The sequence below is a fragment of the Methylobacterium phyllosphaerae genome (genome assembly GCF_001936175.1).
Lineage (GTDB): Bacteria > Pseudomonadota > Alphaproteobacteria > Rhizobiales > Beijerinckiaceae > Methylobacterium > Methylobacterium fujisawaense.
On sequence record NZ_CP015367.1, the window covers coordinates 2,682,210 to 2,703,356 of the forward strand.

Annotated in this window: 19 protein-coding genes; 7 read left to right on the top strand and 12 right to left on the bottom strand. The window is 69.4% G+C overall.

Annotated elements, in window-relative coordinates; genetic code table 11:
• Positions 1–47 precede the first annotated feature (47 nt).
• The 3 genes from MCBMB27_RS12010 to MCBMB27_RS12020 all read left to right on the top strand — a co-directional run bounded on the left by MCBMB27_RS12010 (position 48) and on the right by MCBMB27_RS12020 (position 4,074).
• Positions 48–1,544, top strand: coding sequence for a SulP family inorganic anion transporter (locus MCBMB27_RS12010; RefSeq protein ID WP_075380504.1), 1,497 nt, complete (start codon positions 48–50; stop codon positions 1,542–1,544).
• A 101-nt stretch (positions 1,545–1,645) separates the two neighbouring features.
• Entirely contained in the window at positions 1,646–2,959 is a 1,314-nt protein-coding gene (gene hslU, locus MCBMB27_RS12015) for an ATP-dependent protease ATPase subunit HslU (RefSeq protein WP_075380505.1), read from the top strand.
• A 227-nt stretch (positions 2,960–3,186) separates the two neighbouring features.
• Positions 3,187–4,074, top strand: coding sequence for an EamA family transporter (locus tag MCBMB27_RS12020; protein WP_083683489.1), 888 nt, complete (start codon positions 3,187–3,189; stop codon positions 4,072–4,074).
• 9 nt (positions 4,075–4,083) lie between these two features.
• Here the strand turns inward: MCBMB27_RS12020 and MCBMB27_RS12025 are convergent, their stop codons facing one another.
• From MCBMB27_RS12025 to MCBMB27_RS12040, 4 genes are all read right to left on the bottom strand, one after another.
• Positions 4,084–4,485, bottom strand: a complete 402-nt coding sequence (locus MCBMB27_RS12025; RefSeq protein WP_043351658.1) for a PTS sugar transporter subunit IIA — start codon at positions 4,483–4,485, stop codon at positions 4,084–4,086.
• Between the two features lie 175 nt (positions 4,486–4,660).
• Complete coding sequence (locus MCBMB27_RS12030; protein ID WP_075380507.1) at positions 4,661–5,101, bottom strand: HPr kinase/phosphorylase; 441 nt, start codon at positions 5,099–5,101, stop codon at positions 4,661–4,663.
• Positions 5,101–6,855, bottom strand: coding sequence for a sensor histidine kinase (locus MCBMB27_RS12035; RefSeq protein ID WP_075381945.1), 1,755 nt, complete (start codon positions 6,853–6,855; stop codon positions 5,101–5,103). The genes MCBMB27_RS12030 and MCBMB27_RS12035 overlap by 1 nt, the downstream gene beginning before the upstream one ends.
• Before the next feature lie 71 nt (positions 6,856–6,926).
• Positions 6,927–7,637 (bottom strand): response regulator transcription factor, encoded by a 711-nt coding sequence (locus MCBMB27_RS12040; protein ID WP_020094607.1) that lies wholly within the window; start codon positions 7,635–7,637, stop codon positions 6,927–6,929.
• A 304-nt stretch (positions 7,638–7,941) separates the two neighbouring features.
• Between MCBMB27_RS12040 and MCBMB27_RS12045 the strand changes: the two genes are divergently transcribed.
• The 3 genes from MCBMB27_RS12045 (at position 7,942) to lepA (ending at position 11,165) form a co-directional block, all read left to right on the top strand.
• Positions 7,942–8,727, top strand: coding sequence for a HugZ family pyridoxamine 5'-phosphate oxidase (locus tag MCBMB27_RS12045; RefSeq protein ID WP_075380508.1), 786 nt, complete (start codon positions 7,942–7,944; stop codon positions 8,725–8,727).
• 25 nt (positions 8,728–8,752) lie between these two features.
• Complete coding sequence (locus MCBMB27_RS12050) at positions 8,753–8,989, top strand: hypothetical protein (RefSeq protein ID WP_236952957.1); 237 nt, start codon at positions 8,753–8,755, stop codon at positions 8,987–8,989.
• 373 nt (positions 8,990–9,362) lie between these two features.
• Positions 9,363–11,165, top strand: a complete 1,803-nt coding sequence (gene lepA / locus MCBMB27_RS12055; protein ID WP_075381946.1) for a translation elongation factor 4 — start codon at positions 9,363–9,365, stop codon at positions 11,163–11,165.
• 158 nt (positions 11,166–11,323) lie between these two features.
• Here lepA and MCBMB27_RS12060 read toward each other — a convergent pair whose 3' ends face one another.
• The 3 genes from MCBMB27_RS12060 to MCBMB27_RS12070 all read right to left on the bottom strand — a co-directional run bounded on the left by MCBMB27_RS12060 (position 11,324) and on the right by MCBMB27_RS12070 (position 14,765).
• Positions 11,324–11,641, bottom strand: a complete 318-nt coding sequence (locus MCBMB27_RS12060) for a c-type cytochrome (RefSeq protein ID WP_043351655.1) — start codon at positions 11,639–11,641, stop codon at positions 11,324–11,326.
• 223 nt (positions 11,642–11,864) lie between these two features.
• The gene (locus MCBMB27_RS12065) at positions 11,865–13,148 is read right to left on the bottom strand and encodes a PQQ-dependent sugar dehydrogenase (RefSeq protein WP_043351653.1); all 1,284 of its coding nucleotides are present in this window, start codon (positions 13,146–13,148) and stop codon (positions 11,865–11,867) included.
• A gap of 114 nt (positions 13,149–13,262) precedes the next feature.
• Positions 13,263–14,765 (bottom strand): NAD(P)/FAD-dependent oxidoreductase, encoded by a 1,503-nt coding sequence (locus MCBMB27_RS12070; RefSeq protein ID WP_043758350.1) that lies wholly within the window; start codon positions 14,763–14,765, stop codon positions 13,263–13,265.
• A 191-nt stretch (positions 14,766–14,956) separates the two neighbouring features.
• On the opposite strand from MCBMB27_RS12070, the gene MCBMB27_RS12075 reads away from it, so the two are divergent.
• Positions 14,957–16,744 (top strand): hypothetical protein, encoded by a 1,788-nt coding sequence (locus MCBMB27_RS12075; RefSeq protein WP_075380509.1) that lies wholly within the window; start codon positions 14,957–14,959, stop codon positions 16,742–16,744.
• Positions 16,745–16,747: 3 nt separating this feature from the next.
• On the opposite strand, the gene MCBMB27_RS12080 is transcribed toward MCBMB27_RS12075, so the two are convergent.
• From MCBMB27_RS12080 to MCBMB27_RS12100, 5 genes are read right to left on the bottom strand one after another with little or no spacing between them, the layout of a single operon-like run.
• Entirely contained in the window at positions 16,748–17,977 is a 1,230-nt protein-coding gene (locus MCBMB27_RS12080) for a molybdopterin molybdotransferase MoeA (protein WP_075380510.1), read from the bottom strand.
• Positions 17,974–18,465 carry a cyclic pyranopterin monophosphate synthase MoaC gene (gene moaC, locus MCBMB27_RS12085; protein WP_043351646.1) on the bottom strand — a complete coding sequence of 164 codons (492 nt, stop codon included), beginning with the start codon at positions 18,463–18,465 and terminating at the stop codon, positions 17,974–17,976. The genes MCBMB27_RS12080 and moaC overlap by 4 nt, the downstream gene beginning before the upstream one ends.
• Before the next feature lie 3 nt (positions 18,466–18,468).
• Positions 18,469–19,356 (bottom strand): indole-3-glycerol phosphate synthase TrpC, encoded by an 888-nt coding sequence (gene trpC, locus MCBMB27_RS12090; RefSeq protein ID WP_043378522.1) that lies wholly within the window; start codon positions 19,354–19,356, stop codon positions 18,469–18,471.
• A complete protein-coding gene (trpD, locus tag MCBMB27_RS12095) occupies positions 19,353–20,390 on the bottom strand; it encodes an anthranilate phosphoribosyltransferase (protein WP_075380511.1) in 1,038 nt (345 codons plus the stop codon). The genes trpC and trpD overlap by 4 nt, the downstream gene beginning before the upstream one ends.
• A gap of 35 nt (positions 20,391–20,425) precedes the next feature.
• The gene (locus tag MCBMB27_RS12100) at positions 20,426–21,040 is read right to left on the bottom strand and encodes an anthranilate synthase component II (protein ID WP_043761266.1); all 615 of its coding nucleotides are present in this window, start codon (positions 21,038–21,040) and stop codon (positions 20,426–20,428) included.
• Positions 21,041–21,147 lie beyond the last annotated feature (107 nt).

Below are 21,147 nucleotides of genomic sequence, written 5' to 3' on the forward strand. Positions count from 1 at the left end.
CCATGACCCGCCAGCGACGCGGGCACGCCGCTCGTGCGGAATCAAGCATGTCACTCAGCTCACCCGGACAGACTGGGTTTCTCCGGTCGTGGACATCCAACATCCGCGGCGACACCCTCTCGGGGATCGTCGTCGCCCTCGCGCTGATCCCCGAGGCCATCGGCTTTTCGGTCATCGCCGGCGTCGACCCGAAGGTCGGTCTCTACGCCTCCGTGGTCATCGCCTGCACCATCGCCTTCGCGGGCGGCCGCCCCGCCATGATCTCGGCCGCCACCGCCGCCACCGCCGTCGTGATGGTCGAGCTCGTGCGCGACCACGGGGTGCAGTACCTCTTCGCCGCCACCATCCTGATGGGCGTGATCCAGATCCTGGCCGGCCTCCTCCGGTTGGGCCGGCTGATGCGGTTCGTCTCGCAGTCGGTGATGACCGGCTTCGTCAACGCCCTGGCGATCCTGATCTTCCTGGCGCAGATGCCCGAACTGACCGGCGTCACGCCGGCGACCTACGGGCTCATCGCCCTGGGCTTGGCGATTATCTATGGCGTGCCGCGGATCACCCGCGCGATCCCCGCCCCGCTCATCGCCATCGCGGTGCTGACGGCGATCACCGCGATCTTCCACCTCGACGTCCGCACGGTCGCCCATCTCGGCGCCCTGCCCTCGGCGCTGCCGAGCTTCGCCCTGCCGGACGTGCCCCTCACCTTCGAGACCCTGCGGATCCTTCTGCCCTACGCGGCGACGTTGGCCGCGGTCGGCCTGCTGGAGAGCCTGCTCACCGCGCAGATCGTCGATGACCTGACCGACACGGGCAGCGACAAGAACCGTGAATGCATGGGCCAGGGCGTGGCCAACATGGCCTCCGCGGTGTTCGGCGGCATGGGCGGCTGCGCGATGATCGGCCAGTCGGTGATCAACGTCTCCTCGGGCGCCCGCGGCCGCCTCTCGACGCTGGTGGCCGGGGCCTTCCTGCTGCTGCTCCTCGTGGCGCTGCAGGATCTGCTCGCCGTGGTGCCCGTGGCGGCCCTGACCGCCGTGATGATCATGGTCTCGATCAACACCTTCTCCTGGCGTTCCCTGGCCCGCCTGCGGACCAACCCGCTGCCATCCTCCGCGGTGATGCTGGCCACCGTCCTGGTCGTCGTGGCCACGAAGGATCTCGCCATCGGCGTGCTGGTCGGCGTGCTGCTCTCGGGCGTGTTCTTCGCCGGCAAGGTCTCCCGTCTCAACCGGATCACCTCCAGCCTCTCGGCCGATGGCCGGACCCGCACCTACGCCATCACCGGGCAGGTGTTCTTCGCCTCCGCCGGCACGTTCTCCGAGGCGATCGACGTGCTGGAGCCGGTCGAGCGTCTCGTGATCGACGTCCACGCGGCGCATTTCTGGGACATCTCGGCGGTCGCAGCCCTCGACCGGGTGGTGCTGAAGGCCCGCGCCCGCGGGCGCCTCGTCGAGGTCGTCGGCCTCAACGCCGCCAGCTCGACCCTGGTCGAGCGGTTCGGCCAGCACGACAAGCCCGGCGTCGCAGCGGTGCCGGCAGCGCATTGAGGCGGCTATCGGCCCACGCGGCGCCCCCTTGCGCGGGGCCGCGTGGGACCCCATTCCCGGCGCGGGGCCGATTTCGGGCCGGGAACAGGGATGGCACAGCGGTGACGACGTTCTCTCCGCGCGAGATCGTGTCCGAACTCGATCGCTTCATCGTCGGGCAACACGACGCCAAGCGCGCCGTGGCGATCGCGCTGCGCAATCGCTGGCGACGCCAGCAGCTGATCGGTCCGCTCCGCGAGGAGGTCGCGCCCAAGAACATCCTGATGATCGGGCCGACCGGGTGCGGAAAGACCGAGATCGCCCGCCGCCTCGCCCGGCTCGCCAACGCCCCGTTCCTCAAGGTCGAGGCCACCAAGTTCACCGAGGTCGGCTATGTCGGCCGCGATGTCGAGCAGATCATCCGTGATCTCGTCGAAGTGGCGATCGGCCTGACCCGGCAGGTGAAGCGCGAGGGCGTGAAGGCCAAGGCCGAAGCCGCGGCCGAGAACCGCCTCCTCGACGCCCTCGTCGGGCCGACCGCCAGCCAGGCCACCCGTGACAGCTTCCGACGCAAGCTCCGCAACAGCGAGCTCGACGACAAGGAGGTGGAGCTGGAGCTGACCTCCGGCGCCCCCACGGGCATGCCGATGTTCGAGATTCCCGGTGTGCCGGGGGCCTCCATGGGCGCGATCAACATCGGCGACATGCTCGGCAAGGCACTCGGCGGCCAGCGCGGCAAGCCGCGCCGGATCCTGGTCCGGGACGCCTATGCGCCCCTGATGGCCGAGGAATCCGATAAGCTCGTCGACGACGAGGCGCTGGTCCGCGAGGCGATCGGCGAGGTCGAGAACAACGGCATCGTGTTCCTCGACGAGATCGACAAGATCTGTGCCCGCGAGGGCCGGTCCTCCGGCGACGTGTCCCGGGAGGGCGTACAGCGCGACCTTCTGCCGTTGATCGAAGGCACCACGATCGCCACCAAGCACGGCCCGGTGAAGACGGACCACGTCCTGTTCATCGCCTCGGGCGCCTTCCACGTCTCGAAGCCGTCCGACCTCCTGCCCGAGCTGCAGGGCCGCCTGCCGATCCGCGTGGAGTTGCAGCCGCTGACGGTGGACGACTTCAAGCAGATTCTCACCGCCACCGAGGCGAGCCTGATCAAGCAGACGGTCGCGCTGATGGAAACGGAGGGCGTGACCCTGTCCTTCACGGACGACGCGGTGGACGCGCTCGCCCGGGTCGCGGTCGAGGTGAATTCCTCGGTGGAGAACATTGGTGCCCGCCGGCTTCAGACGGTTCTCGAACGGGTGATCGACGAGATCTCCTTCACCGCCACAGACCGCTCCGGCGAGACGGTGCCGATCGACGCGGCCTATGTGCGCGAGCGGGTTCAGGACCTGGCGTCTAACGCCGATCTGAGTCGGTTCATCCTCTAGGACCTGGACGTCATCCGCGCTCCGGTTTGCGGCCAGGCCGTCATTCCGGAGCGCCGCGCCGGAGCGCCACGCCGGAGCGCCAGAGGCGAGCCCGGGCTTCGCGACGCGGTCCCGGAACCTCCAGTCATGATTGAGGGTGGCGTGAGCCATGCGGCCTGGCGCGGCCCTTGGCGGCCGCCGCGTCTGCTAGGCCCGCGCCGGGGCGCGGTGCTGGGGAATGTCGACGCGTGTCACGCATAAGATTCGGCCTCGGCGACACGATGCTCTCGGTCGCCGCGCTCGTGACCGGCATGGTCTCCCTCCAGAGCGGAGCGACCTTCGCCAAGAGCCTGTTTCCGGCGGTCGGTGCATCCGGGACGTCCGCCCTGCGGGTCGGCTTCTCGGCACTGATCCTCGTTGCCGTCTGGCGGCCGTGGCGGCGCAGCCTCCCGGCGCGCGAGGCCGGCTGGATCGCCCTCTACGGGACGGCCCTCGGGCTGATGAACCTCCTGTTCTATCTCGCCCTGGCACGGCTGCCCCTCGGACCGGCCGTGGCCATCGAGTTCGTCGGGCCGCTGGCCGTCGCTCTGATCGCGTCACGCCGCCGGTCGGATTTCCTGTGGATCGGCGTGGCGGTCACCGGACTCGCGCTGCTCCTGCCGATCTCCGGTCAGGACGGACTCGATCCGATCGGGATCCTACTCGATCTCGGCGCGGCCCTGTGCTGGGCGCTCTACATCCTTTTCGGACAGCGCGCGGGGCGGATCGACGGCGGCCAGGCCGTGTCCCTCGGCATGTTCACGGCGGCCATCGTGGTGGCGCCCTTCGGCCTGTCGGAGGCCGGACCGGCCCTGCTCACCCCCGGCATCCTGGCCGCAGGCCTTGGCGTGGCAGTGATGTCGAGTGCCCTGCCCTATTCCCTGGAGATGTTCGCCCTGCGCCGGCTCGACCGGAAGAGCTTCGGCGTCCTGATGAGCCTGGAACCCGCCGTGGCGGCCTGCGCCGGCCTCGTTCTCCTGGGGGAGCGAATCAGTCCCATCCAATGGCTGGCGATCGGATTGGTGATCGCGGCCTCCGTGGGAATCACCGTGAGCACGCGGCGGACGACCCCGACCGCGGCCGTACTGGAAGCCTGATCGTGAAGACTACTTCCCCGCCAGAACCCGCGAGGCGACGTTTATGTATTTGCGGCCCGCTTCCTGGGCGTGAAGCACGGCGTCGCCGAGCTTCTCCTCGTCGCGGACGCTGGCCAGCTTGATCAGCATCGGCAGGTTGATGCCCGCCACGACCTCCACCGAGCCGCCGTTCATGCAGGACAGGGCGAGGTTCGACGGCGTGCCGCCGAACATGTCGGTGAGCACGACCACGCCCTCACCGGTATTCACCCGACAGACCGCGGACATGATGTCCCGCCGTCGCAATTCCATATCGTCTTCCGGCCCGATCGTGATCGTCTCGATCTGATCCTGCGGGCCGACCACGTGCTCCAGAGCGGCCTTGAACTCGGTCGCCAGTAGCCCGTGAGTTACGAGCACCATGCCAATCATCGACACGTGTTCCAACGTCCTGTGAATGCCGCCATGTTGTGCATCGCACAGCCCCCCACAAGGCGAACGCGACTTTTTTGCCCGGACATTTCCGCGATCATGCCACGGCCGCAGCGGCTGCGCCATGGGGGTATACCAGTCTTAGGCGAATCGAACCGCCTGTGCGGCTGCGAAGTCACGGCCGATGCTTTCGCAGTGCCGCACGGATGAGCAGCGGCGCGAGGCCGGCGGCGCGCACGCCCCGGTCGAGCACGAGGCGCGGCAGGGTCAGGCCGAGGAGCGCCGCCGCCTCGGGGGGCTCCGGCAGGCGCGGTGCCGTCTCCACGAGATCGACGGCGAGATCCAGGACCACATCCGGGCGGAACGGGATGCCGAGCTCGGCCACGGGCAGGATCCCCTGCCCTCGGATCTCGACCTGTCCGGCGAGGCTCGGATGTGGACATGCCACGAGTCGCCCTTCGCGCACCGTACAGACGACGCGGTCGTCGGCCACGAAGGCCCCGTCGGCCGCGGCGGCGAGCAGGAGCGCGAGACTGGATTTGCCGGCGCCCGACGGGCCGCGAATCAGGATCCCGGTCTCGCACAGCGCGATACAGGCGCCGTGAAGGGTGACCATCAGGCGTGGAGTTGCCGCGGGGCCGCCGGCAGGCGGACCACGAAGCGGGCGCCGCGCACGGTGGGCTCGCCATCCTCATCCGGGGCGCCGGGCCGGTTCTCGGCGCGGATCGTGCCGCGATGGGCCTGGACGATCTGGCGGGAGATCGACAGGCCGAGCCCTGAATTCTGGCCGAAGCCCTGCTCGGGCCGGTCGGTGTAGAAGCGCTCGAAGATCCGCTCCAGGGCATGCTCCGGGATGCCCGGACCCTCGTCCTCGCAGATCATCTCCACCTCACCACGGACCCGGCGCAGCACCACCCGGACCTTCGCGTCGCTCGGCGAGAACGAACGGGCGTTGTCGAGGAGGTTGTTGACCACCTGGCCGAGCCGGCTGTCGTGGCCGATGATCGTGAACGGCGCATCCTGCTCCGATCCGATCGATTCGACGTCGAGCTGGATCAGGCAGTCCTTCGGGCGCCGCCGCTCGTTGGCCACGGAGACGACGGTGGTGAGAAGCCGCCGGAGATCCACGCGCCGGGCTTCGGCGCGCGCGAGTTCCGCATCGAGCCGCGAGGCGTCCGCGATGTCGCTGATCAGCCGGTCGAGGCGCTTCACGTCGTGCTGGATGATCGCCATCAGGCGGCCGCGGGATTCGTCGGTCTTGGCGAGCGGCAGGGTTTCCACCGCGCTGCGCAGCGACGTGAGCGGATTTTTCAGCTCGTGGCTGACATCGGCCGCGAAGCTCTCGATGGCGTCGATCCGCCGGTAGAGCGCCTGGGTCATGTCGCGCAGGGCGCCGGACAGATGGCCGATCTCGTCGGTCCGCTCGGTGAAATCGGGGATCTCCTCGCGGGTCTTGATGCCCATCCGGACCTTCTCGGCGGCCTCGGCCAGGCGGCGCACCGGCCCCGCGATGGCGCCGGCCAGCAGGAACGACAGCACCACCATCACCGCCGAGGCGACGAGGAAGACCTGGAGCAGGCCGAACCGCTCCGAGGCGATGACCCGGTCGATGGCGTCGCCCTGGGTCGAGATCAGCAGGGCGCCGCGGACCGAGCCGGCCCGGTGGATCGGCACCGCCACCGACACGGTGGTCTCGCCGAGCTTGTTGCGGCGCACGAGGCTGCCGCGGTTGCCGCCGAGCGCCGCCTGGACCTCCCGGAGGGAGTGGCCGTTCACCGGCCCGGTCTCCTCGGCGGTCTCGGTCCGGCTGCGGAACAGGCCGCCGAGCTTCGCCTGGATCGTCTCGAAGGCGGATTCGAGCATCCCGGGCTTGTGGGGCTTGGGCTCCAGCGGATCGGGCCGGCTGGCGTCGCCGCGCTTGAACAGGGTGCGGGTGTCGAACAGGAGGCCGCCCTCCTGATCGTAGACCCGGGCGCGGTTGCCCGTCGGCGTCACGAGGCGCGACAGGAGCGGCGCCACCTTCTCGGGGTTGAGCGAGAAGGCGAGCGGCTGTGATTCCTCCTCCGCCGCCTCGCCGGCCTGCTGCTGGAGCAGCTTGTCGGGATCGATGCGGATCGTGTCGGTGTCCACCGACGCCGAGGCAGCGATCGCCCCCGCGATGATCTCGCCCTGAATGGCGAGGCTCTGGATCCGGGCCTGGATCAGGCCCTGGCGGAACTGGTTCAGGTAGAGGAACCCGACGAGCAGCGCGATCAGCCCGACGAGGTTGAGGACGACGATGCGGCGCGTCAGGCTCGACGAGGCGCGCTGGCCGATCGCGTCCCACACGGCGCGGGGCAGGCCGAGCGGTCGGAACAGAATCTGGGCCAGGGAGGCGCGGGGCGGGGCATCCTCGGTCTGGGGCTGGGTGGTCCGGGCGGTCACGGGGCGGATCCTGGAGATCACGCCTCCTTGAAGCGGTAGCCGACGCCGTAGAGCGTCTCGATCATGTCGAAGCTCTGGTCGGTGACCTTGAACTTCTTGCGCAGCCGCTTGATGTGGCTGTCGATGGTCCGGTCATCAACATAGACCTGATCGTCGTAGGCCGCGTCCATCAGGGCGTTGCGGCTCTTCACCACGCCGGGGCGCTGCGCGAGCGCCTGCAGAATCAGGAACTCCGTGACCGTCAGGGTCACCGGCTCGCCCTTCCACGTGCAGGTGTGGCGCTCGGGATCCATCATCAGCGCGCCGCGCTCCAGCGACCGGGCCGCCACCTCGGCCTCGCCCCGGGGCGTGCTGCCGGGGGCCTCCTTGGCGAAGCGCCGGAGCACCGCCTTGACCCGCTCCACGAGGAGCCGCTGCGAGAACGGCTTATGGATGAAGTCGTCCGCGCCCATCTTGAGGCCGAACAGCTCGTCGATCTCCTCGTCCTTCGAGGTCAGGAAGATCACGGGAAGGTCGGATTTCTGCCGCAGGCGTCGGAGAAGCTCCATCCCGTCCATGCGCGGCATCTTGATGTCGAAGATCGCGAGATCGGGCGGCGAATGGCGCAGACCGTCCAGCGCGGAGGCGCCGTCCGTGTAGGTCTGGATGCGGTAACCTTCGGTCTCCAGCGCGATCGACACAGAGGTGAGGATGTTCCGGTCGTCGTCGACGAGGGCGATGGTCGGCATGCGCGGTCCCTGACTGAACGGGCTCAGGCGCGGTCCCGGCTCTACGCACAGGCCGCGCCGCATCCCGGCCCACGAGGGGCAGACGAAAACGCGAACCGGGCAGTTTCGGCGCAGCCCGGCACACGCAAAGGGACAGGTGCTTTAGTACGACCGATCGGAAAAAGCGAGCGGCGGTCATAGCTTGGCCGTAACAGCGGCACGCCGCGGCCCATCTGACGCGGTTCGGACGCCTCGCGCGCGCTGCAGCAGATCGCTAACATGGCGGCGGAATGCGGCGGCAATTCGGACCGGGGAGGAATCGCGGATGGGCGAGACGATGGACACGGGTCCGGGTCCCGGCGGACCGGCCCGTCCGCTGCCCGCCGAAGCGGCGCCGTTCGACGCGATCGGCCTGTCGCGGATGCTCCTGCGCAGCATCCGTTCGGGTGCCCTCGCGACCCTGGATCCGGACGGCACGCCCTTCGCGTCCCTCGTCACCATCGCCACCGACATGGACGGCACGCCGCTGATGCTGCTGTCGCGGCTGTCGGCCCATACCCGCAACCTGCTCGCCGAGCCGCGCTGCTCGCTGCTGTTCGCGCAGGGCGGCAAGGGCGATCCCCTCGCCCATCCCCGGCTGACGGTGGTCGGCCGCGCCGTCCAGACACCTGAGGCGCGGGCGCGCGAGCGGTTCCTGGCCCGCCACCCGAAGGCCAAGCTCTACGCCGATTTCCCCGATTTCGGCTTCTTCGCCCTCGCGCCGGACGCCGGCCATCTCAACGGCGGCTTCGCCAAGGCCGCGACGCTGACCCGGGACCAGCTCCTCCTCGATCTCTCGGACGTGCAGCCGATCGTGGCCGGCGAGCGCGGCGCCGTGGAGCATATGAACGCCGACCATGCGGACGCGTTGGCGCTCTACGCCGCGGGCGCGGGCGGCGAGGCCGGGCTGCCCTGGCGGCTCACCGGCCTCGACCCCGAGGGCATGGACCTGATGGCGGGCGATCGCACCGTCCGGGCCCCCTATCCGGAGCGCGTCACCGACATGGGTGCGCTGCGCAAAAGCCTCGTTGCCATGGCCGCGCGGGCGCGCGCGACCGGTGCGGACGCGTGAACGCGCAAGGACTTCACGATCAGGCATGGCGAAAAGTCGCTGCGTGCCCCATATCGGGGCGATGAGCGATACCCAGACTGATACCTACCCCTTCAGCCTCGATGTGGAGCCGGTCGGCGAGAGCGGCTCCCTGTTCCAGTGGAGCATCCGCAAGCACGGCAAGCTGCACCAGCGCTCGGACCGGAAACATCCGACCGAGGCCAAGGCGCGCTCCCATGGCGAGGCCGAGATCGAGCGCCTGATCCGCGACCGCGGTCGCTGATCGGACGGACGATCGTCGGCGACAGTCCCGTCGTTCACCCGGGGGCCGGCACGTTCCGGCCCCCGTCGTTTGTCCGTGGATCGGACGACCGGGTCCATGCCCTCCGTCATCCCGGGACCGCGACGCGCAGCCCGCGATCGGGACACGCGGCGGCATCCGAGGGCGCCAGCCGGTGCGGTTCCGGTATTCGGGCCCTTCTGCGCCCGCCCGGAATGACGGGACGGGACCCTCATCGCGACGGCGCCGGTCCTCAGGCGCTTAGGCCGCGCTTGGCGCCTTCCCGCGGCGCTGCTATCTCGCGCGGGAGCCGATCTTTTCGAATACGTCCCGACGTCAGAGGGTGCGCGCCGGCGTGCGCCCGAACGGAATGCCGATGACAGCCCCGATCGAATCCATCCGCAATTTCTCGATCGTCGCACATATCGACCACGGCAAATCGACCTTGGCCGACCGGCTGATCCAGGCCACCGGCACCGTCGCGCTCCGCGACATGAGCGAGCAGATGCTCGACTCGATGGATATCGAGAAGGAGCGCGGCATCACCATCAAGGCGCAGACCGTGCGCCTGGAATACAAGGCGCAGGACGGCAAGGATTACGTCCTGAACCTGATGGACACGCCCGGCCACGTGGACTTCGCCTACGAGGTGTCGCGCTCGCTCGCCGCCTGCGAGGGGTCCCTCCTCGTGGTCGACGCCTCGCAGGGCGTGGAGGCGCAGACCCTCGCCAACGTCTATCAGGCGCTCGACGCCAACCACGAGATTGTGCCCGTCCTCAACAAGGTCGACCTGCCGGCGGCCGAGCCGGAGCGGGTGAAGGAACAGATCGAGGAGGTGATCGGCCTCGATGCCTCCGACGCGGTGCCGATCTCGGCCAAGACCGGGCTGAACATCGAGGCGGTGCTGGAGGCGATCGTCACCCGCCTGCCGCCGCCGAAGGGCAGGAGCGACGCGCCGCTGAAGGCGCTCCTCGTGGACAGCTGGTACGACGCCTATCTCGGCGTCGTGGTGCTGGTGCGAATCATCGACGGCACACTCAAGAAGGGCATGACCATCCGCATGATGGGCGCCGACGCCGTGTACGGCGTCGACCGGATCGGCGTGTTCCGGCCGAAGATGGCCGATATCGACGCCCTCGGCCCGGGCGAGGTCGGCTTCTTCACCGGCTCGATCAAGGAAGTGGCCGACACCCGCGTCGGCGACACCATCACCGAGGACAAGCGCCAGACCACCGAGATGCTGCCGGGCTTCAAGGAAGTCCAGGCGGTGGTGTTCTGCGGCCTGTTCCCGGTGGACGCGGCCGAGTTCGAGAATCTCCGCTCGGCCATGGGCCGGCTGCGGCTCAACGACGCCTCCTTCTCCTACGAGATGGAGTCTTCGGCCGCCCTCGGCTTCGGCTTCCGCTGCGGCTTCCTCGGCCTCCTGCACCTGGAGATCATCCAGGAGCGGCTTGAGCGCGAGTTCAACCTCGACCTGATCTCGACCGCGCCCTCGGTGGTCTACCGCCTGAAGATGCGCGACGGGGAGGTGAAGGAACTCCACAACCCGGCCGACATGCCGGACATCATGAAGATCGAATCGATCGAGGAGCCCTGGATCCGCGCCACGATCCTGACGCCCGACGAGTATCTCGGCGGCGTTCTGAAGCTCTGCCAGGACCGCCGGGGCGTCCAGATCGACCTCAACTACGTCGGCAAGCGCGCCATGGTGGTCTATGACCTGCCGCTGAACGAGGTGGTGTTCGATTTCTACGACCGGCTGAAGTCGATTTCGAAGGGCTATGCCTCCTTCGATTACCACGTCTCGGATTACCGCGAGGGCGACCTCGTGAAGATGTCGATCCTGGTGAATGCCGAGCCGGTGGACGCCCTGTCGATGCTGGTCCACCGCACCCGCGCCGAATCGCGCGGCCGGGCCATGTGCGAGAAGCTCAAGGACCTGATTCCCCGCCACCTGTTCCAGATCCCCGTCCAGGCGGCGATCGGCGGCAAGATCATCGCCCGCGAGACGATCAAGGCTCTGTCCAAGGACGTCACCGCCAAGTGCTACGGCGGCGACATCTCGCGCAAGCGCAAGCTTCTGGACAAGCAGAAGGAAGGCAAGAAGAAGATGCGCCAGTTCGGGCGCGTCGAGATTCCGCAGGAAGCGTTCATCGCGGCGCTGAAGATGGACGATTGAGGCGCCGCGTTGGTGAGGCGCTTTCCGTCATCTGTCACGAGGAAGACGCGAGAGCCGATCTTGCTTTTGCGTTCGAACGTGATGGCCGGTTCTGAAATGGGAACCGGCCTTTTCCGTCGTTGCGAGCGCAGCGGCGCTGCGGGGCGCAAAAAGAGCGTCTACCCCGGCGGCAGCACGTCGATCTGGATCCCCGCATAATACGCCGCCAGATTGGCGATATCCGCGTCCGACAGCTCCTTCGCGACCACGTTCATGATCTCGTTCTGCCGCTTGCCGTCGCGGTACTCGGTGAGCGCCTTCACGAGGTAGGGCTCGACCTGACCCGCGAGGTTCGGCGCCTCCGGCAGCTTCGAGAGCCCGTCCATCCCGTGGCAGGTCTGGCAGGCGGTCGCGCGCTTCTTGCCCGCAGCGGCGTCGCCGGCCTCGGCCGAGAGCGGGACGAGCGTGGCGGCAAGGAGGAGAAGCAAGCGGATCATCGGGGCGGGCTCGAACTCTCGGACCGGTGGAAACTGGCACCCGCGCTTCCGGACGGGGCGCGGGTCCCCTCTCCCGTGCGGGAGAGGGACAGGGTGAGGGATCGGATCTTTCCGGAGACGGCGCACCCCTCACCCCGACCCTCTCCCGGACGGGAGAGGGGGTGCGTCGCGCCCGTTCGCGACGGGTCGCCCCTCTCGGTGAGGGGCGCCCCGTCACAAGACACTACTTCTCGTAGGAGATCCGATAGATCGCCCCGGCGGAATCGTCCGAGACCAGCAGCGAGCCGTCGAGCATCACCGCCACGTCCACCGGGCGGCCGAGATACTCGCCGTCGCCGGTGAGCCAGCCCTCGGCGAAGGGCTTCACCGATTCCACCTTCCCGTCGGCGCCGAGCTTGGCGAACATCACCCGGGCGCCCACCGGCTCGGTGCGGTTCCAGGACCCGTGCTCGGCGATGAAGATCCCGCCCTTGTAGGAGGCCGGGAACTGCTTGCCGTTGTAGAAGGTCATGCCGAGATCGGCCGCGTGCGGGGGCAGCTCGGCCTGCGGCGCGACGGCGTCAGCCGGCGGGGTCTGGTCCTTGTACTCCACCGTGCGGACCGCACCGCCGCCGAACCACGGGAACCCGAAATTCTCGCCGGCCTTGGTGGCGCGGTTCAGCTCGCCCGGCGGCTTGTCGTCGCCCATGCCGTCCACTTGGTTGTCGGTGAACCAGAGGGACTTGTCGGTGTTGAAGTCCATCCCCACCGAATTGCGGATGCCGGTGGCGTAGACCTCGCGGTTCTTGCCGTCGGCGTCGATGCGGATGATGCCGCCGATGCCGGTCTTCTTGTAGAGATCCATCTTCTCGGGCGGCGGCACGTTGTAGGGCTGGCCCAGCGCGATGTAGGTCTTGCCGTCCGGCCCGACCCGGCAGACCCGGGCGGTGTGGTTGAAGCTCTCCTCGGAGGCCGGGATCAGCGCGCCCTGCTTGACCAGCACGCCGGCGGCGACGTCCGGATTCTCGTAGAAGAACTCGGCGGCCGGGAAGGCAAGGACGCGGTTCTGCTCCACCACGGTGAGCACGCCGTCCTTCGAGAAGCAGACGCCGTTGGGGATCTTGAACGCGATGCCCGGCGCGAAGGGCCGGACCTCGTCGGCGACCCGGTCCTTGTCGCGGTCGGTGACCGTGAAGATCTTGCTCTTGCGCGTGCCGACGAACAGCACACCGGCATTCGGGCCGACCGCGATGGCGCGGGCATCCGGCACCACGGCATAGAGATCGATCTTGAAGCCGTCCGGCAGCTTGATCTTCGACAGGTTCTTGCGGATCGCGTCGGCGCGCCGGCCGGTCTGCGGGATTTCGGCGGCGGCCTGCGTGTCCGTGCTGTGGAAGCCCTCGAGCTTCTCCAGATCGTCGGTCTTGGCCTTGGTCTCGGCAGGGGCGGCGCCCTGCGCCAGGGCGGGCAGAACCGCCGCCGGCATGGCCACGCCCGCGACGAGCGCGGCGAGAAGCAGAGATCGCATCGAAACAAATCCTCCCGGCGGCCCTCGGTTCAGGGCATTACCGGAAGGGAACGATAGGGGCGCGGGAGAGACCGGCAAGCCGCTTCGGTGACGCGGGCCCGGTGCTGTTGCGCGTCAGGCGACCTTCCGCGGCACGAGACGCTCGCTGCCCAGCGCCGCCTCGGCCCCCGACACGCCAGCCTCGGTGTACTCGGCATCCTCGTTGACCCGCCAGACGTCGTGCCGGCGCCGGCCGCAGAGGATGTTCTCCACGGTCAGCATCGCGGTCATCATCGCATGGTCCTGGTTGTTGTACTTGTGCATGCCGTTGCGGCCGACGAGGTGCAGGGTCGGGAAATCCCGCTCCAGCTCCCGCCGCACGGTGACGACGTGGCCGGCATACTCCTCGTCGTAGACCGGGTAGGCCTTCGGCTGGCGGACCACGCAGGCATCGACCACGTCGGCCGGGTCGATCAGGCCGATCTGACCGATCTCGCGCTTGGCGAGCTCCACCAGCTCGGCATCGTCGGCGTTCCACAGGCCGTCGCCCTCGAAGCAGAAATATTCGAGGCCCAGGCAGGTATGATCCGCGTCCGGCACCATCTCGGGGGACCAGGAGCGGAAGTTCTGCACCCGGCCGACCTTCACCGACGGGTCGTGGATGTAGATCCAGTTGTCCGGGAAGTTCTTGTCGGACTTGGCGATCAGCGCCACCGTCAGGAAATCGCGGTACTTCAGCGCCCGGGCGTTGAAGGTGCTGAGCGGCCGCGGGCGGATCGCGTCGACCAGCTCACGGACCGGCGCGGACGAGATGACGTTGCGGGCCGTGAAGGTCTCGCGGCTGCCGTCGGCGCGGCGGGCCGCCACCGTCCAGATGCCGGTCCCGGCATCGTAGCTTAGGGAATCGACGCTGCGGTCGAGGCGCAGGTGGCCGCCCTGGGCCTCGATCTTGGCGGCGGCGGCCTCCCACATCATGCCGGGTCCCCGGCGCGGATAGCGGAACGACTCGATCAGCGTCTTGATGACGGGTCCGCCGGCCGGGGCCCGCTTGCGCAGGCCCAGGGAGCGCTTGATGCCGTCGCGGATCGCCGCGCCGAGGTCGAGCCCCTTGATGCGCTGCGCCGCCCAGTCGGCCGAGATCGCGTCGCAGGACATGCCCCACACCTTCTCGGTGTAGGTCTTGAAGAAGATCGCGAACAGGCGCTCGCCGAACTGGTTGCGCACCCAGGCGTGGAAGGTCTTCGGCTCCTCGATCGGCCGCAGGCGGGCATAGAGGTAGGAGGCGACGCAGGCCGCACTGGTGAAGACGCCGAGGTTGCGGAGCGCCTCGAAGGCCTTGAGCGGGTAGGCGTAGTACCGGCCGCGGTAGTAGATCCGGGACAGGCGCGGCCGCTCGATGAAGTCGTTGGGAAGGATCTCGTCCCAGAGATCGACCACGGCCTGCGACTTCGAGAAGAAGCGGTGGCCGCCGATATCGAACAGGTAGCCGTTGTGGGAAACGGTTCGCGAGATCCCGCCGACCTGCGCCGGATCCCGCTCCAGGACGGTGACGGAGCGCCCCTTCTTCGACAGCAGGTAGGCGGCGGTCAGACCCGCGGGCCCCGCGCCGATCACCAGCGTCTCGGTGTGGTGGCTCATCCCATGCTCCGGCGATTGGTGCGGCGCGCGACGCGCAGGACGCCGACCGGACGGCAGGATGCCGGGTCGTGGTTAAGGAATCGCTGGCGCGGCGGCGGGAACGCGCGGCCGATGTCCCTTGACCGCGCGTTAAGCCGAACCGCGCCAGCATGACGGCGAGGGCATCGACCGCCCGCCCGGGTGATCCAACCATGCCGGCTCCGGCGCCCCTGCCCTCCCGACCGCGCCGGCGGATCGAGACCCGCACGCTCCTGTGGGTGCTCGCTGCCCTCTGCATCGCGACGATGAACGCGCCCCACGCGGTGTGGGAGACGATCCGGCACCTGCGGGTTCCGGATACCGACGACGCCATGCGCCTCGTGGAAGTCCGCGACCTGCTGGCCGGACAGGGCTGGTTCGACAACGTCCAGTACCGGTTCCTGGCCCCGGCCGGCACGCCCAGCCACTGGTCGCGCCTCGTGGACGCACCCATCGCGGCGATGATCCTGGGACTCACGCCCCTGGCAGGTCGCGCGCTGGCGGAAGGCCTCACAGCCGCCTTCTGGCCCATGGTGCTGTTCGGGCTCTACGGCTGGGTTCTGTATCGCGGCGTCCGGCACAGCTTCGGGAGCCGGGCCGCGCTCCTGGCCCTGGTGGCGGCGACGCAGACCTTCGGTGTCACGATCCAGTTCCAGGCAGGCCGGGTCGATCATCACAATCTGCAGATCATCGCGATCCTCGGCCTCGCCTTCTGCATGATCGGCGGCGATCTGAAGCGGGGCGTGATCGGTGGGATTCTGGCCGCCGTCTCCCTGGCGATCGGGCTTGAGGGGCTGCCCTTCGTGGCGCTGGCCGCCCTGTATCTCACGGGTGACTGGTGCCTGCGCGGAGCGCCCGCCCGTGCCCCGCTGGCGGGCTTTGGCCTCGGGCTCGGGGCCGCCGCGCCCGCATTGTTCGCCGTGCAGACAGCGCCTTCCCTCTGGGGTGTCTCGCATTGCGACGCGCTCTCGCCACCGTGGCTCTGGCTGACCGTGGGCGGCCTCGTCTTCGCCACCGGAGTCGCCGTCGCGGGAGAGCGCCTCGCGACGATCCGCACCCGGCTCGCCCTCGCAGGCTTGGCCGGATGCGTCCTTCTGGTCGGGTTCGTCGCCGCCTTCCCGGCCTGTCTCGGCGGCCCCTTCCCGGACATGCCGCCTCTCGTGCGGATCCATTGGCTGCTGACCGTCAACGAGATGGCGCCACTGACGAAATTCGTGGCGCGCGGCCAGTGGGAGGCGCTGGTCTTCTATCCCGTCGTGATCCTCGCGACCTTCACCGCAACCGGGATGGCCTGGCGCATGCCGGAGCGTCGGGCTTGGTCGGTGATGGCGCTGTTCCTGTGGCCCGGGCTGATCCTCGGCATCATTCAGTTCCGCGGCCTCTACATCGCCTCCGGCTTCGTGCCGCTGGTGGCGGGCATCATCCTCGATCGGGCGCTGGCGCGCGCCGCAGGCCCGCCTGCCGATGGCCCACGCTGGCAGATCGCGCTCCTCGGCGCCGGAATGATCAGTTGCCTCTGGATGATCCCGGCGCTCCTGTTGGGAGCGTTGGCGCCGGACCTGCGCACCGCGCCGGATGCGGCCGAGGTCACAGCCTGCCTCAGCGATGCCGCCGTGCGCCCCCTCGCGGCCCTGCCGGAGGGCACCGTGCTGGCGCCGATCGTCCTGGGACCGTCGATCCTGTTGCGGACACCGCATAAGATCGTGGCCGCGCCGTATCACCGGGCGATTCCCGGACTCACGGCCGCAATCGAAGGGCTGGGCGGTACCGAGGCCGACCTCGACCGGGTGCTGACGAAGCTCGGCGTTCAATACCTCGTCGCCTGCCCGGCCCGGCCGGCCGACGATCTTCAGGCCGAGACGGCCTTCGCCACGCGACTCGCCCAGGGCAAGGTCCGGAGCGCCCGCCTGATGCCGCTGGACCTGCCCGGCCCTCTCAAGGCGTGGCGCGTGATGCCCTGAGCGTCAGAACAGGCGACGATCGAGACGGATGATCCGGCAAAGATCGCCGGCGGTCGCGGCCGGCGCGTGCGGCGCGCGGATCAGCAGGGCCTCAGAGCGTCCGAGAACGCCCAGCATGGAGGAATCCTGGCGCTGCTCGGCGGTCGCGATGGGCAGCTGGCCAGGTTCCACGGTGAGGCTCGCGCGCATGTAGTCGGCGCGGCCGTCATTCGCCGAAAGGTCGCGGCCGAGCCTCGCCGGCTCGCTGCGGTCGGCGCCCGCCTGCGGATCCCCCTGGAGCGCACGGATGGCCGGGACCACGAACAGCAGCCCGCAGACGATCGACGAGACCGGATTGCCCGGCAATCCGATCACCAGCATATCGCCGAGGCGGCCGTGCATCAGCGGCTTGCCCGGACGGAGGGCGACCCGCCAGAACCCGAGTTCCAGTCCCTCCTTGGCGAGCGCGCTCTGAACCAGGTCGTGGTCGCCGACGGAGGCGCCCCCGAGGGTCACGAGCAGGTCGGCCCGCGCCTCGCGGGCCCGACGGAACGCATCCGCCAGGGCGGCGTGGTCGTCGGCCGCGATGCCGAGATCGATGATGTCGGCACCCGCCTCCGCCGCGAGGGCCGCCAGCGCGAGGCTGTTCGAAGCGACGATCTGGTCCCAGCCGGGCGTCGCCCCGGGCTCCACCAACTCATCACCGGTGGCGAGGATCGCAACCCGCGGCCTCCGCCGCACGGAGAGGCGCGGATGGCCAGCCGCCGCGGCCAGCGCCAAGCGCCGGGCGTCGAGGCTCATGCCGGCCGGGATAAGGGTTTCGCCCGCGGTGAAATCGAGGCCCGCCCGACGGATGAACCGCATCGGCTCGACCGGCTCGAGGACGCGCACCGTCCCATCCTCCGCGGACGCATTCTCCTGGATCAGAATCGCATCCGCACCCTCCGGAACCGGCGCGCCGGTGAAGATCCGCACCGTCTCGCCTGCGCCAATGCGTCCCGAGAAGCCGTGTCCGGCCGCACTGGTGCCGATCATCCGCAGAGATGCCCCCACCTCTGAGGCGTCGGCGCTGCGCACGGCGTAGCCGTCCATGGCCGAGGCCGGGAACGGCGGCTGTGTGCGGGAGGCGCCGACATCCGCGGCGAGCGTCCGGCCGGCAGCCTGCGCCAGCGGCACGGTTTCGGGTTCGACCGGACCGGCGACGCTCGCGAGAACGCGCGCCAGCGCCTCGGCGACCGGGATCAGGTCGCTCATTCCTGCGGGGCCCGATACGCGCCCGAGCGACCGCCGTCCTTTGCGATGAGGCGTATGCCCTCGATGCGCATGCCGCGATCGACCGCTTTCACCATGTCGTAGACCGTCAGGCAGGCCACCGAGACCGCGGTCAGGGCCTCCATCTCGACACCCGTCGGACCCTGCACCCGGACTTCCGCGGCGATGCGCAGGCCCGGCAGCGCCGCGTCGGGCTCGCACTCGACCCGGACCTTCGACAGCAGCAGCGGGTGACAGAGGGGGATCAACTCGTGGGTGCGCTTGGCCGCCATGATGCCGGCGAGTCGCGCCGTGCCGATCACGTCCCCCTTCTTGGCGTCGCCCTCGCGGATCAGCGCCAGGGTCTCGGGCCTCATCACGATCTGGCCTTCCGCCCGGGCGGTCCGGTCGGTGGCGGGCTTGTCGGTGACGTCGACCATGTTGGCCGCGCCGCTGGTGTCGAGATGGGTCAGCGTCGAGCCCGGCTCCATCGCTTAAGCCTTCTTCCGCGGCTTGCCGCCCTTGGTCTCCGCATCGCCGAACAGCAGGGTACGGGCCGCCTTCGCGACGTCCGGCTGCCGCATCAGGCTCTCGCCGACCAGCACCACGCCGAGGCCGTTGTCCCGGAGACGCACCACGTCGGCATGGTCGCCGATCCCGCTCTCGGCCACGGCGATGCGATCGGCCGGTATGCCCGGCGCGAGCCCGATCGCGGTCTCGAACGACACCTCGAAGGTCTTGAGATTGCGGTTGTTGATGCCGATCAGGGCCGTACCGAGGGGGATCGCCCGGGTCAGCTCAGCCGCGTCATGCACCTCGACCAGGACATCCATGCCGAGGAGATTCGCCGTCTCAACCAGGGCCACGGCCTCGTCGTCGTCGAGGCAGGCCATGATGACCAGAATGCAGTCGGCGCCCCAGGCCCGCGCTTCGTAGACCTGATAGGGCTCGAACAGGAAGTCCTTGCGCAGCACCGGCAGCCCGCAGGCTTCGCGCGCCGCCGTCAGGTATTCGGGCCGGCCCTGGAACGAGGGCTCGTCGGTGAGCACCGACAGGCAGGTCGCGCCGCCGGCCTCGTAGGCGGCGGCCAGGGTGGCCGGATCGAAATCGGCGCGGATCAGGCCCTTGGAAGGCGAGGCCTTCTTCACCTCGGCGATGAGCGCCGGGCGGTCCTCGGCGAGGTGGGCGCGGATCGCCGCCGCGAAACCGCGCACCGGCTCCGCCTGCGCGACCCGGCGTTCCAGCTTGGCGAGCGGAACGCGCAGCTTCGCTTCGGCGATCTCGCGGCGCTTGTAGGCCTCGATCCGCGCGAGGACGTTCGGCCGCTCGGGCGGCGCCTCGGCGCCGGTCTGCTGGGTCGCGTCGTGCGTCAGCGAGCTCATCGGCCCTCCTCCCCGTTGGAGTGGTCGTTCGAAGCCCGGACAAGGCGGGCGAGCGTCGCCCGGGCCGCCCCGGAATCGACGGCATCCTGCGCCCGCGCGACGCCGTCCGCCAGGGCCTGCGCGGCACCCGCGACGACGAGGGCAGCCCCCGCATTGAGAACCGCGATATCCCGGTAGGCGTTCTGGGCGCCGGCCAGGACGGCCTCAAGCGCCCGGGCATTGTCGGCCGGATCGCCGCCGCGCAGTTCCTCGGGGGCGCGCAGCGCCAGCCCGAATTCCCGCGGGTCGATGGTGAAGCGAGACAGCCTGCCTTGATCGAGGGCCACCACCCGCGTCGGACCCGTGACGGTGATCTCGTCGAGCCCGTCGGACCCGTGGACGGTCCAGACCCGGCGGCTGCCGAGTTCCGAAAGGACGCGCGTCAGCGGTTCGGCCAGCGCCTCCTGGGCGACGCCGAAGAGCTGATAGCCGACGCCGGCCGGGTTGCTGAGCGGGCCCAGCAGATTGAAGATCGTCCGGACAGGCAGTTCGGAGCGAACCGCCGCCACGTGTCGCATCGCCGGGTGATGGGCCTGGGCGAACAGGAAGCAAAGGCCGGCCTCGTCGAGGCAGCGCACCTGCCCGGCCGGATCGAGGCCCAGACGGACGCCCAAAGCCGCGAGCACGTCGGCCGCGCCCGACCGGGAGGTCGCGGCGCGATTCCCGTGCTTGGCCACCGGCACGCCGCAAGCGGCCACCAGGATGGCGGCCAGCGTCGAGACGTTGACGCTGCCGGAATGGTCGCCGCCGGTGCCGACGACGTCGATGGCGTTCGCGGGCGCCGCGACGCGCGTCATGCGTTGCCGCATGGCCTCGGCGGCGCCGACGATCTCGTCGACGGTCTCGCCGCGCACCTTGAGGGCGGTGAGGAAGGCGCCGGCCTGGACCGGCGTCACCTCGCCCGACAACAGGTCGTCGAAGGCGGCACGGGCCTCGGCACGGTCGAGGGCGAGGCCCCCGGCGACCTTCGCGAGATGGGGTCTGAAACGATCCATGGCTTCTGACGGAGGGCCGCCCCGGCCTCCCGGCGTCAATGCACGTCGGCACGCGTCCTGTCACGCGCCGTATTCCAGGCCGTGGCAAGATCGAGGAAGTTCTTCACGATCTCCGTGCCGTGCTGCGACCGGATGCTCTCGGGATGGAACTGGACGCCATGGAGCGGTCGCTCGGCATGCTCGAGCCCCATGATCAGGCCGTCCGCCTCCGCGGTGACCCGCAACGCGGCCGGGCAGGTCGCACGATCAACCACGAGGGAGTGGTAGCGGGTCGCCTCGAAGCTGTCGTTCAGGCCGCGGAACAGGCCGCGGGCGCCGTGCCGGATCGTCGATACCTTGCCGTGGAGCGGCAGGGGCGCCCGCACGACATCGCCGCCGAACGCTTGTCCGATGGCCTGGAGACCCAGGCACACGCCGAAAATCGGGATCTCCTCGGACAGATCACGGACCACGTCGAGGCAGATACCCGCCTCCGTGGGCGTGCATGGCCCGGGCGACAGCACGATCGCGTCCGGCGCCCTGGCGCGGATGTCGGGGATCGTGAGCGCGTCGTTGCGCACGACATCGACGGTCCCGCAGAGCGGACCGATCAGGTGCACGAGATTCCAGGTGAAGGAATCGTAGTTGTCGATGACGAGGACGTTGGGCATCGCGGCGGCACGCTCGGGCATGCAGGCGATGTGACCGCTCGCATCGGCGCGGTCAACCATCCCCGTCGTTCGGCAATCGGGTCGGGCGCGGAACCGGTTTGCGGCCC

Bases quoted from the DNA above. Each gene is read 5' to 3' on its own strand.
- MCBMB27_RS12045 (WP_075380508.1), top strand. From the start codon at position 7,942: ATGGGCGAGACGATGGACACGGGTCCGGGTCCCGGCGGACCGGCCCGT.
- MCBMB27_RS12040 (WP_020094607.1), bottom strand. From the start codon at position 7,637: ATGCCGACCATCGCCCTCGTCGACGACGACCGGAACATCCTCACCTCT.
- MCBMB27_RS12070 (WP_043758350.1), bottom strand. From the start codon at position 14,765: ATGAGCCACCACACCGAGACGCTGGTGATCGGCGCGGGGCCCGCGGGT.
- MCBMB27_RS12030 (WP_075380507.1), bottom strand. From the start codon at position 5,101: ATGGTCACCCTTCACGGCGCCTGTATCGCGCTGTGCGAGACCGGGATC.
- MCBMB27_RS12050 (WP_236952957.1), top strand. From the start codon at position 8,753: ATGGCGAAAAGTCGCTGCGTGCCCCATATCGGGGCGATGAGCGATACC.
- MCBMB27_RS12025 (WP_043351658.1), bottom strand. From the start codon at position 4,485: ATGATTGGCATGGTGCTCGTAACTCACGGGCTACTGGCGACCGAGTTC.
- MCBMB27_RS12075 (WP_075380509.1), top strand. From the start codon at position 14,957: ATGCCGGCTCCGGCGCCCCTGCCCTCCCGACCGCGCCGGCGGATCGAG.
- MCBMB27_RS12010 (WP_075380504.1), top strand. From the start codon at position 48: ATGTCACTCAGCTCACCCGGACAGACTGGGTTTCTCCGGTCGTGGACA.
- MCBMB27_RS12060 (WP_043351655.1), bottom strand. From the start codon at position 11,641: ATGATCCGCTTGCTTCTCCTCCTTGCCGCCACGCTCGTCCCGCTCTCG.
- MCBMB27_RS12100 (WP_043761266.1), bottom strand. From the start codon at position 21,040: ATGCCCAACGTCCTCGTCATCGACAACTACGATTCCTTCACCTGGAAT.
- lepA (WP_075381946.1), top strand. From the start codon at position 9,363: ATGACAGCCCCGATCGAATCCATCCGCAATTTCTCGATCGTCGCACAT.
- trpD (WP_075380511.1), bottom strand. From the start codon at position 20,390: ATGGATCGTTTCAGACCCCATCTCGCGAAGGTCGCCGGGGGCCTCGCC.
- MCBMB27_RS12065 (WP_043351653.1), bottom strand. From the start codon at position 13,148: ATGCGATCTCTGCTTCTCGCCGCGCTCGTCGCGGGCGTGGCCATGCCG.
- trpC (WP_043378522.1), bottom strand. From the start codon at position 19,356: ATGAGCTCGCTGACGCACGACGCGACCCAGCAGACCGGCGCCGAGGCG.
- moaC (WP_043351646.1), bottom strand. From the start codon at position 18,465: ATGGAGCCGGGCTCGACGCTGACCCATCTCGACACCAGCGGCGCGGCC.
- MCBMB27_RS12080 (WP_075380510.1), bottom strand. From the start codon at position 17,977: ATGAGCGACCTGATCCCGGTCGCCGAGGCGCTGGCGCGCGTTCTCGCG.